This window comes from Runella sp. (assembly GCF_027484545.1).
GTDB lineage: Bacteria > Bacteroidota > Bacteroidia > Cytophagales > Spirosomataceae > Runella.
The window spans coordinates 1-11,185 of the sequence record NZ_JAIXST010000335.1 but is presented as its reverse complement, the minus strand read 5'-3'; the positions used below and the strand labels follow the sequence as shown (position 1 = coordinate 11,185).

Below are 11,185 nucleotides of genomic sequence, written 5' to 3'. Positions count from 1 at the left end.
TGTGCTGTGACAACTTGGGCAAAATAGGTACATAATCTTTGAGTTTAGTCACTCCAAAGTTAGGCATTTGCCCCAGTTGTCTATTTTTTTGTTATAGCATTACTTTGCGCGCACTGCCGAATTTTTATATACCTCTATTCCACCAAATGCCCCACAAAAATTCAGACGCTTACAGCGTGACAAGGAAAAAGAATTTATGTCGACTTGACGGGCGTGGCGGTTTTGCACTCGTTCAATCCGGTTTGCAGTTGTGGCACATAACCGCCAACTGCTGATTTACGTATAAAGACGCACAGTTTGTGAATGATTGATAGTATTATTGCTTCCCATTGAGCCATATTCACCTGCAAAACCTCTTTTGGGTTTTGTGCTTTTCTATTTATCTTTACCGGAGAACTAATGAGAGGATTGATCCTATTATCAGGTAACCATGCTGACAAAGCCTATTCGTCGAAAAGTACTGCTACCCACCCAAAAAGTGTCTATTGAGGACTATTTTAGGTTGGAGGACAAATCTATTTACAAACACGAATACCATAATGGCAGCATACTAAAAATGGCAGGAGGACAACTACCCCATAATCGGTTAGCTCAAAAAGCAGCCACTATTATTGATAGTTTTGTTGAGAGCAATGAATTAGCGTTTATTGTCAGTAACAGTGACACCAAAATAAGAATTGAGCAATACAACAAATTTGTGTATCCCGACGCGGTAGTAATTTGCGAAAAACCCGAATTTTATCAAAATCGTAAGGATACCATCACAAATCCCTTACTTATTGTTGAGGTGCTGTCCGGCTCGACCAAAGATTACGACCGAACCATCAAATATGAATATTACCGTACGATTCCGAGTTTTAAAGAATATATACTGGTGCACCAAGACACCAAACATGTGTCAGTTTATACCAAACAAACCGACACTACTTGGATAGTTCGTGACTACGACGGCGATGATGCCACGGCTATTTTGTATGCCATTCAAGAATGCCCCTTGCCTCTGAAAAGACTTTATAGAGGATTAGAAAAAGGCATTTAGGGCCCGCTTTTTTGTACCAAGCTTAGCCACTCATCGCCCGCAACTGCCCCACTACTTTCTTCACCACCTCTACCACCTGCGGGATTTCGTCGGCGGTATTGAAACGCCCCAAGCTGAACCGAATGCACAAAAAAGCCTCAGTTTCGGTCATTCCCAAGGCCATCAATACGTGAGAAGGATCAATGGAGGCCGAAGTACAGGCCGAACCGTTGGACACGGCGATGTTTTCCAAACCCATGATGAGCGCGTCAGAGTCGCAGCCTTCAAACAATACGTTGTTCACGTTGTAAAGGCGGTTTTCACGGTTGCCATTAATGCGCGTCCCCGAAATTTGAAGCAGTTCGTTTTCGAGCGTGTCGCGCAATTTTCCAACGCGTTTGGCATCGGATTGAAGTTGTTTTTGGGCGAGTTCGGCCGCTTTTCTCATGCCCACAATGCCCGTCACGTTGAGTGTGCCCGAGCGTTTGCCACCTTCGTGCCCGCCTCCGTGGAGGAGTCCTTCCAGTTTGACGCGATTCGGTCGCCGTTGCCGCACAAACAGCGCCCCCACGCCTTTAGGGCCGTAAAATTTATGCGCCGACAGCGTTAGCAAGTCAATACCCAAGTTATCCACATTTAGTGGCCACTTTCCCACAGCCTGTGTGCCATCGGTCATGAATAAAGCCCCGGCTTTGTGCGCCAATTCCGCAATTTCTTTCAACGGCTGTATCACGCCGATTTCATTATTGACAGCCATGACCGAAGCTAAAATCGTATCCGGCCGGATGGCCGCTTTCAGTACCTCCAAATCAATGAGTCCATCGTGCTGTACAGGCAAATAGGTCACGGTAAATCCTTTGGTTTCCAGGTAGCGGCACACGTCCAACACGGCGGAGTGCTCCGTTTGGACGGTGATGATGTGTTTTCCTTTGGTTTGGTATTGTTCCGTTACGCCTTTGATGGCCAAATTGATGGCTTCGGTAGCGCCTGAGGTAAATACGATTTCGTTTATTTGGGCTCCAATCAAATCCGCAATTTGCTGACGGGCTGTTTTTACGGCCTCATTGGCTCCTACCCCAAACACGTGCGTAGAAGCCGCATTGGCAAAATTATCAGTCAGAAACGGCATCATGGTTTCCAACACGAGCGGGTCTATTTTGGTGGTAGCGTTATTATCAAGGTAAATCATGAAACTGTTTGTTCGGGCATAATGAGCAGTTAAGATCCACAGAAGTCGGGCGTATGCAGTTGTCGGGTCTTCTGCACAAATATAGAGTTTAAACACAAAACCCGAACTAGGGGTTGCAGAAAGTGCGACAGGCTTAATGGGCATTGCACTAACAGCTTATTTGCCAACAGGGTATAAAAAAGAAAGCCTTAAAAATTAGCTTCGTATACGCTTAACTTTTGTAAAATCCACCGTCTACATAACAGGTTATTGTGTAGATTTGCATAAAACTAACAGGTACGATGCAAGTCTTCCATACAATCGCAGACCTCCGCTACTACTTACTTTTGCAACGCTTACAGGGCAAATCCGTCGGTTTTGTGCCTACCATGGGAGCGTTACACGTAGGACACTTGTCGCTTATCGAAGCCTCCCGTCTCGCCAATGACCTCACAGTGTGCAGTATTTTTGTCAATCCGATTCAATTTAATAATCCAGACGATTTGGCTCGCTACCCACGCACGCTCGAAGCTGATTGCGTCATGCTGGACATTGCCCGCTGTGATGTGGTTTTTGCGCCTTCGGCCGAGGAGATGTATGCCGAAAAGCCCGTTTTAAAATTTGATTTTGGTGATTTAGAGCGTGTTATGGAAGGCAAATTTCGTCCAGGCCATTTCAATGGCGTGGGCATTGTAGTTGCCAAACTATTCAATATCGTTCAACCCGAACGCACCTATTTTGGCCAAAAAGACCTGCAACAAGTCGCTGTGATACGGCGCATGATGATTGATTTGGGCTTTCAAATGGAACATAATGTTTGCGCAACCCTCCGCGAAGCCGACGGCTTGGCAATGTCGTCACGCAACCGAAATCTCACACCCGACGAACGTCAAATCGCTTCCCATATTTATAAAGGATTATGTAACGCTAAAGAAGCCTTGGTTTCGGGAAAAACAACGGCGGAAGTACAGGAAGGAATGACTGCGCATTTTGCCGAACAACCCGCCTTTCGGTTGGAATATTTTGAAATTGTCCACGCCCACACACTTCAAACGGTGGAAGCCATTCAACCCATTGGAGAAACGGCCCTTTGCATTGCGGCCTATTTGGGAAAAGTACGCCTGATTGATAATGTGATTTTTTAGCGTGAACTTTGCCCCTTGTTTAAAGGTTATCCGAGTGCCATTTTTTCAGAAGATGGTTTTCCGATAATCAGTTAATTTTTCCACCATGTTTGTCACAATATTCAAATCCAAAATTCACCGCGTTAAAGTCACGCAGGCAGAATTAAACTACGTAGGAAGCATTACCATTGACGAAGCGCTCATGGAAGCCGCCGGGATTCTTGAAAATGAACAGGTCCACGTAGTTAACAATAACAATGGAGAGCGCCTGATTACTTATGTTATTAAAGGTGAACGCAATACAGGCATTATCTGTCTCAACGGCGCTGCTGCCCGCAAAGCCCAAGTTGGCGATGTAGTCATTATCATTTCGTACGGAATGATGACCGAAGAAGACGCAAAAACATTTAGACCCAAAGTCGTTTTTCCTGACGAAAACAACAAAATTGTGAAATAGTCCATAGACAACAGTTTATAGTCAACGGTAAAATAACATTCTCTGCCATGGACTATCGACTGCTAACTATTGACTATCGACTGAAAACTATGAAAAATATCCTCAAATACTGCCTCTCACTCGCTATTGCGGGAGGATTGATGTGGTACGTTTTTAAAGACATGGATTTGGCCGCGATGTGGTCCAAATTCCAAAATGCCAATCACAGCTGGCTTATTTTAGTCACCCTATTTACCATCATTGCCGCCTGGAGCCGCGCTGCCCGTTGGAATATGCTCCTTGAACCACTGGGTTATCGTCCCTCAGCTTTTGATTCTACCGTGGCCGTTTTTACGGGATATTTTGCCAATCAACTCATTCCTCGTGCGGGTGAGGTGACGCGTTGCGGAACGCTCAACCGCCTCGAAAAAGTCCCCGTCAATGTAAGCTTTGGGACAGTCGTCGCCGAGCGCGTTTTCGATGTAATCTCACTTTTGCTTTTAATTGGTCTCGCTTTTTTTCTTGAATTTGGCCGTTTGAGTGATTTCTTTATGAGTCTTTTTGGCGAAAAGCTGGGATTAGGACAAGGCAACGGCAACTCTCAAATAGTCTTTCTGGGAAGTTTGACAGTAGTAGGAATAAGCTTTTTAGCAGCGGCTTGGTGGTTTTATCGTAAAAATGCCGACCGTCTGCGTCAGAATTCGCTCTTTGCCAAAATAGAAGGATTTGTACTGGGGTTGATAGATGGTCTCCTGAGTGTTCGGAAATTACGTAATCCGGGAATGTTCGTTTTCCATACGGTACTGATTTGGACGATGTATTTTCTGAGTTCTTACGTATGCTTTTTTGTACTCCCCGAATCCTCCTACCTTACCCTGTTAGCCGGACTTACCATCCTGATTATGGGAGGCTTGGGTATGTCAGCACCGGTGCAGGGCGGCATAGGCCCCTATCATATTTTGGTGAGCAGCGCCTTAGTTTTGTATGGATTGTCCAAAGAAAACGGACTGGCTCTGGCCACGTATATCCACGGTACACAAATGATTCTGATGTTGATTTTAGGTGGTATTTCATTTATTATCACGCTGGTAAAAAGCCCAAAAGTAGTAGTGAGTACTGAGAAATCAGAAGTGAGCAGTTAGACTACTACGCCAATCAGAGGGTTTTGTCATTTTGTGTACTATTTAAGAAATAAAAAATGTCTACTACCGCCAACAAAATCATGTCGTGGGAAGCTGGCGCAGAAGCCGCCCGCGCTTGGCAAGCCGAAGGAAAGAAAATAGTATTTACCAACGGCTGCTTTGATATCGTCCACTTAGGTCACATTGACTACTTAGAAAAAGCCCGCGCCTTGGGCGACACGCTTGTTTTGGGGCTTAATACCGATGCTTCGGTCAGTACATTAAAAGGACCTCTGCGCCCCGTGGTGAATGAGTATGCCCGGGCTCGCCTAATGGCAGCCCTGTCGTTTGTAGATGCTGTCATTTTGTTCGGTGAACCCACTCCTTTGGAGCTTATTCAGACAATTTGTCCTGATATTTTGGTCAAAGGCGACGATTATACGGTAGCCAATATCGTTGGCGCGGATTTTATCGTTGAAAGAGGAGGAGCAGTGATAACCGTCCCTTTAGTGAAAGGTTATTCCACTACTTCTTTAATCGAGAAGATAAAAAACAGCTATTAAAATCCAAAAATTATGGGTGGTTTAATTGTTATTGGGCTCGTATTTATGGTCATTGGGATGTTTGTCCAATGGCGTTTAAAGAGCAAATTTACGGAGTACTCTCAGGTAGGGCTCATGAATGGCATGAGCGGGAGTGAAATCGCAGCTCAAATGCTGCGAGATAACGGAATCTATGACGTGCGTATTACGCAGGTAGAAGGAATGCTTACCGACCACTATAACCCTGCTGACAAGACTGTCAATCTGAGTGCAGATGTGTACAGTGGACGGAGTGTATCGTCGGCGGCAGTAGCTGCGCACGAATGCGGCCACGCCGTACAGCACAAAGTAGCGTATGCGCCCTTAAAGATGCGTTCGGCATTGGTGCCCGTGGTGCAGGTATGCAGCAATATTCTTAACATTTTCAATATGGGAATGTTGTTTATTGGTGGATTCATTTTTTACAACCAAGGCATTGTGAGTACTACTTTATTAACCATTTTGGTAGTAGCCAACTTGGGCGTAACGCTATTCTCACTGATTACATTACCTGTCGAATTCGACGCGAGCCGTCGGGCATTGGCGTGGGTGGAACAACGTGGCATCGTAAATCGCAATGAACATGCAATGGCAAAAGATGCGCTAAAATGGGCAGCACTGACCTACGTGGTAGCGGCTTTAGGCGCATTAGCTAACTTGATGTATTACGCAAGCTTATTGCTCGGACGTCGAAGTGATGATTAAACTGCAATAAACCCCATCTAAATCTTCCGCCCTGGCGGCCCGGCCCACTTAGGGAAAACTTTATAAAAAAGCGGCCTTTGAGCCGCTTTTTTTATTGAAGTACCTGTATCCACCCTTTGCATTGGATGTTGCCGGGAAGAGTCAATAGGTAAAAATACGTCCCATTCAAGACATCTTTACCCCAATCGTCTGCGTAGTTTTCACTCATGAAAACGCGTTTGCCCCACCGGTTGTAAATTTCTACTTGAGAACTGGGAATACCGATCACAAACGTATCATTCTTTCTATCCCCATTAGGTGTAATTACATTTGGAATCTTATCTAAATTCAATACAGACACCGACTGCGTCACGGAGGACTCACAGCCACGCGGCGAAAAGGCCCGTAAAGTGACTTGGTATGTACCGTTTTGCCCATAATTGAGCGCTGACGGTGTAGCCGAGATTGATCTGCTGCCATTGCCCAAATCCCATTCATATCGGGTGGCACCTGATGTACGATTGACATATTGCAACGTCGTCGGTTCGCCGCAGGCATACGTAGGAACGGCCTCGAAACTGACATTTTGCGGACCTCGCTCTACACTGACTGTGACGGTTTTCTTGGGTTTACAACCATCCGGATACGTGGCCGTAACGGTATAAGTCGTCGTTTGGGTCGGTTTGGCTACCGGATTTTTAATCGTAGTATCCGACAAGGTTGGTGCTACCGACCAACGAAAAGTTCCCGCTCCCTGCGCCAGCAACTGAGCGCTTTGTCCCGCACAAATAGTGGTATCGGGTGAGACTTGAAAATCAGGTTTATTATTATCAATAACCGTAATCGTAATGATTTTTTGCGACAAACAACCATCCGCATAAAGACCGGTGACAGTATAAACGGTAGTTTGAAGCGGTTTTGCTACCACACGCGTCCCTACGGAATCGCTCAAGGTAATCGAAGGTGTCCAGCGAAAGCGTGTCGCACTTCCGGTTGCCGTGAGGATAGCGCTTTGACCGCTGCAAATCGTAGTATCTCTGAGTGCGTTGAAATCTGCTTTGTTATTATTGACCGTAACCGCTACACTGCGAGTTACCGTACAGGCTGAGTCGGTAATCGTACAAATGAAGTTGGTAGTCGCACTGACTTTCGCGATTGGATTGGCACTATTCGGATTACTCAACCCTGCCGTTGGAGTCCATGAATATTTGATACCCCCTTCAGCACGGAGCGGCACGCCGACGTTACTACAAACAGTCGTGTCGCCGCTTGCTTTGGCTTTGCTTACTCCTACTTTGATGATTTTGGTCACTACATCCTGTCCCCGGCAAACTAATGGATTGAACGCCCGCAAAGTAACTCGGTATTCACCGGGTTGAGTAAAGGTGTAAGTGGCTTTCAGCGGGTCGCGTGAGATATTGTTTCCCTGCACATCCCACGTGTAGGTTTTTCCGCCTTCGCTGGTATTTACAAAATCAAGCGTAAGCGGGACGCAACCCGAAACTACGCCTTTTGTAGCACCTTGGTAAGGGTCAAAATCGGCTTTAAGACGGTCGATGTCAAATTTAAAAGCGGCATTGTTACAATCCTGACTGCCCCGGTTGACCGACCATACGTTAGGCGTGGAAGGAAAATTGGCTTGCCGACATACGCAGGTTGCCTGATAAATTACGCCGTTTTTAGAAAAACGGCTTGTTCCTCCATCTACGTGGTCTCCATCCGAACTGGAAACCGTACTGCCAATAAAAGTGCCGTAGAGTAATGATTTAGCCCCTTTTTCTAAAATCGCAATGTAGAAATTACTTCCCGTAGTTGTTTGTCGGAATGCGTCAGCCGTGGTAGGCAAGCCTGTGGTATTACTGGTGGGGTTATAGCCATTCCGGCTGTTGACAATTCCTCCCCAGCCCGATAAATAGATATTCCCGCATTCATTCACCAAAAAGGCCGTTGGAGTCAAATCAGGCCGCGCACGCGATGAGCCAAGGGTCGTCGAAAAAAGGGTTTTGGAGAGCGTTTTATCCAAAGCATGAATAAACTGCCCTGCATTGGCATTTACGTACGTACCGGCAGTAGTTGGATAACGGCCGCGCGTCAGTCCAAAAACGTGAACATTTTCTTCCTGATCTACATCTACCAAATAAGCCACATCCGAACTATCCGTACCCAAATAAGTGAGTTGTTCTAATTTATCGTTGGCAAACTTGGCCAAAAATCCATCTTCTACGCCTGAGATTACGCTTTTAAATGCGCCCGTTTTGACGGGCAAATTAGCACTGCGCGTCATCCCGGTCACGTAAAGCGCTCCGGAAGGTGCCCATTTCAATCCATAAGCAGCATCAGGGGCTGTTCCCCCCAGATAGGTACTGGCCACCAAGGTTTTAAGGTCTGAACTCAACTTAAACAGGACAGCATCCTGACGACCTCCGTATTGAGTACTGATGGGATTGACTAACGGAAAATTAGTCGAAGTGGTAGAGGAAGCTACGTAAATATCGTCTTTGCCATCAATCACTACTTCTCCCCTGAATTCATCACCATAATTTACCAGATTGAAGTCAAACGTGCGGCAAATCCCGTCGTTGCCGTTCCCGCCCACGAGTGTGCTGCCCGTCAGGACAGTTCCGGTTGAATTGAGTTTCAACACAAAAATATCGCTGCCGTTAAAATACTGAAAACCTCCAATCGGCTCAACCGGTGTTCCGCCCCCAAAACGCGTTTGGTAGGCTCCCGACGTGAGCGGGAAGTTTTGCGAAGAAGTTGTTCCAAAAAGAACTAATTCATCCTTGCTGTTCACAATCATACTGTGCGGCACGTCCACATCACCACCGCCAATGTAGGTACCGTACAACAATTTGGTACCATCGGGACTAAACTTTAACAGTGCTATATCCACATTCCCGCCGGATTGCCGCTGAAAAGCACCGGCCGTCGTTGGAAAAGTACCTAAAGAGTGAAGCGTTCCTACGGAATACATATTTCCCAATTCATCGTACGTAGCGGCGTGTCCAAAGTTATTGGCAAGCGAGCCGGAGAACGTTGAGAATACCAATTCGGGGTCAATCGTCAATAACTGCGTACGGTCATATCCTTTGGGAAAATCGAATGACAAATGCTCGCCTTCTAAATGGTATTGGGTCACTACTTCGCGGGTACGGTTATTGATTTCCTGATAAGTATATGGTTTTAATTCCCGAAATGAGTTGACCGAAGTTTGAACAGAAAGCTGATTATCAGCCAATTTCAACTCTTTGCTTCCCTGATAACGCAGTTTAATTTTTGAGGCATCCGCATTGGGAGCCACCAAAAATTCGTATTTCAAGGTTTCGCGGAAGGCATACATTTTAAAATCAATGCCTGGATACACGTCGCGGTAGATGATTTCCCCAAAAGTCGGCACGTTTGACGCCCAACGGTTAGGGTCATTTCCTAAATAATAATTGAATTTGACCGCGTTGGGGTGCTCTTCTTTGACCTGAATCGCCGTATTCGCCCCTTCAAACAGCACCTCTACAGCGTGTCCGTTTACTACATCAGAAGTACGGGCAGCGACAGAATTTCCGCCCAATGCATGACGACTCAACAAAGCATTTACTTCGAAAAATACGTACATCAACGATTTTTCTTTGAGCAACAAATACCCTCCCGGAATATCGGCACGATAGCGAACCGAGGCATCCCATTGGCCTTGATTTCGCACAAAACGAACCGCGGCAGGATTTTGGGCTGCAATTCCGTTGATAATAAACAAAAATAAAAAGGCAGTGCGTAAAAAGTGCTTCATGTAGAAAAAACGAAAATGCGCCTTTGAAATTTTTCAATTCAGCATTTTTACTGAGTGTTGCTGAAATCCTCTATCCCTTCGATAACTCTTTTGCTCTGCGTTCGGCGGCCAAAATCCCCGTCTGGAGCGTTTCTGACAATTTTCCGCTTTCAAATTCGCGCAAGGCAGCCTCGGTGGTTCCTCCTTTTGACGCTACGGCCTTAATAAGGTCGTCGAGACTTTTGTCGGCGTTGTTGATAAGGTGAAAAGACCCCAACATCGTTTGTTTAACCAACAAAGTTGCCAATGATTCTTCAAAGCCCATTTGTTTGCCGGCTTCCACCATCGCTTTTACCAAATAATAAAAATAAGCCGGGCCGCTTCCGCTCAATGCCGTGACAGCATCCAGCATAGATTCGTCTTCCAAAAACACCGAACGTCCCGTGGCGTTGATGAGGTTATCGACTTTCAATAATTGGGCAAAACTCAATTCTTTTGCCGCCGAAAAGCCCGTGATTCCCATGCCGAGCATCGCGGGTGTATTAGGCATTGCCCGGATGACCAACCGATGATCCAATTTTTCCTGAATATTGCTGATGGGAATCCCGGCCATGATGGAAAGAACGACCTGCTGCGGTTGCAGTACTCCCCGCAAGTCATCCTGCACTGCTGCAAAATCCTGCGGTTTCACCGACAATATTACAATATCGTATTCACCAATGTGTGAGCTGATGGTTTCAATCACCACACCTGTATTTTCAGCACGGAGGGATTCGGCGCGATTTGCACTTTTTTCAATCAAAAGAAGATTCTCTTTTTTCACTAAATCATATTGCAAAAACGACTTGGCGAAGGCCATACCCATGTTTCCGCAACCTACAATGGCAATTTTCATCAGTTTCGACTAAGAAGTTGGTAGTTAAACCGCAAAATTGGGGATATTTTGGCAATAAAACACGTTTTTAAGTAAGTTTACAAAAAAGACGAGGATTTTATGAGTCAGGAAACAGAAGGCGTTTATTTAAGCAAAATCACCATTACAGACTTCAATTGCTTTCAGGGAGAGCACCGGATTTCTTTTACTCGCCCCGATGGACGCTACCAACAATGGAATGTCATTCTAGGCAATAATAATACAGGGAAAACGACGATTTTGAAGTTGTTGGGTGGATGTATACTGAACTAAATTAGGTTTGCAATAAAGTGGGAGTATGATTTCGTTAGTATGGTATGGAATTAATCTTAGAAAAAGAACAATTAATGTTGTTAAAGGAGCTACAACAGAACACCTCT

General features: G+C 45.7%; 10 protein-coding genes. 7 read left to right on the top strand and 3 right to left on the bottom strand.

Annotated elements, in window-relative coordinates; all coding sequences use genetic code 11:
* Window positions 1-430 precede the first annotated feature (430 nt).
* Window positions 431-1,039 (top strand): Uma2 family endonuclease, encoded by a 609-nt coding sequence (locus Q0081_RS29975; RefSeq protein ID WP_298362290.1) that lies wholly within the window; start codon window positions 431-433, stop codon window positions 1,037-1,039.
* A 22-nt stretch (window positions 1,040-1,061) separates the two neighbouring features.
* Here Q0081_RS29975 and Q0081_RS29970 read toward each other — a convergent pair whose 3' ends face one another.
* Window positions 1,062-2,207, bottom strand: coding sequence for a cysteine desulfurase family protein (locus Q0081_RS29970; protein ID WP_298362287.1), 1,146 nt, complete (start codon window positions 2,205-2,207; stop codon window positions 1,062-1,064).
* A gap of 281 nt (window positions 2,208-2,488) precedes the next feature.
* On the opposite strand from Q0081_RS29970, the gene panC reads away from it, so the two are divergent.
* From panC to Q0081_RS29945, 5 genes are all read left to right on the top strand, one after another.
* Window positions 2,489-3,331 (top strand): pantoate--beta-alanine ligase, encoded by an 843-nt coding sequence (gene panC / locus Q0081_RS29965; protein WP_298362284.1) that lies wholly within the window; start codon window positions 2,489-2,491, stop codon window positions 3,329-3,331.
* Between the two features lie 85 nt (window positions 3,332-3,416).
* On the top strand, window positions 3,417-3,767 hold the full coding sequence (panD, locus tag Q0081_RS29960; RefSeq protein ID WP_298362281.1) for an aspartate 1-decarboxylase: 351 nt from the start codon (window positions 3,417-3,419) through the stop codon (window positions 3,765-3,767).
* A gap of 89 nt (window positions 3,768-3,856) precedes the next feature.
* Entirely contained in the window at window positions 3,857-4,888 is a 1,032-nt protein-coding gene (locus Q0081_RS29955) for a lysylphosphatidylglycerol synthase transmembrane domain-containing protein (RefSeq protein WP_298362275.1), read from the top strand.
* A 56-nt stretch (window positions 4,889-4,944) separates the two neighbouring features.
* Window positions 4,945-5,430 carry a D-glycero-beta-D-manno-heptose 1-phosphate adenylyltransferase gene (gene rfaE2, locus Q0081_RS29950; protein WP_298362272.1) on the top strand — a complete coding sequence of 162 codons (486 nt, stop codon included), beginning with the start codon at window positions 4,945-4,947 and terminating at the stop codon, window positions 5,428-5,430.
* A gap of 12 nt (window positions 5,431-5,442) precedes the next feature.
* Window positions 5,443-6,153, top strand: coding sequence for a zinc metallopeptidase (locus tag Q0081_RS29945; RefSeq protein ID WP_298362269.1), 711 nt, complete (start codon window positions 5,443-5,445; stop codon window positions 6,151-6,153).
* A gap of 91 nt (window positions 6,154-6,244) precedes the next feature.
* On the opposite strand, the gene Q0081_RS29940 is transcribed toward Q0081_RS29945, so the two are convergent.
* On the bottom strand, window positions 6,245-9,913 hold the full coding sequence (locus Q0081_RS29940; RefSeq protein WP_298362266.1) for a gliding motility-associated C-terminal domain-containing protein: 3,669 nt from the start codon (window positions 9,911-9,913) through the stop codon (window positions 6,245-6,247).
* A 70-nt stretch (window positions 9,914-9,983) separates the two neighbouring features.
* Complete coding sequence (proC, locus tag Q0081_RS29935; RefSeq protein ID WP_298362263.1) at window positions 9,984-10,787, bottom strand: pyrroline-5-carboxylate reductase; 804 nt, start codon at window positions 10,785-10,787, stop codon at window positions 9,984-9,986.
* 99 nt (window positions 10,788-10,886) lie between these two features.
* Between proC and Q0081_RS29930 the strand changes: the two genes are divergently transcribed.
* Window positions 10,887-11,078: an AAA family ATPase gene (locus tag Q0081_RS29930; RefSeq protein ID WP_298362260.1), complete on the top strand. Its 192-nt coding sequence runs from the start codon at window positions 10,887-10,889 to the stop codon at window positions 11,076-11,078.
* The last annotated feature ends 107 nt before the right edge of the window (window positions 11,079-11,185 follow it).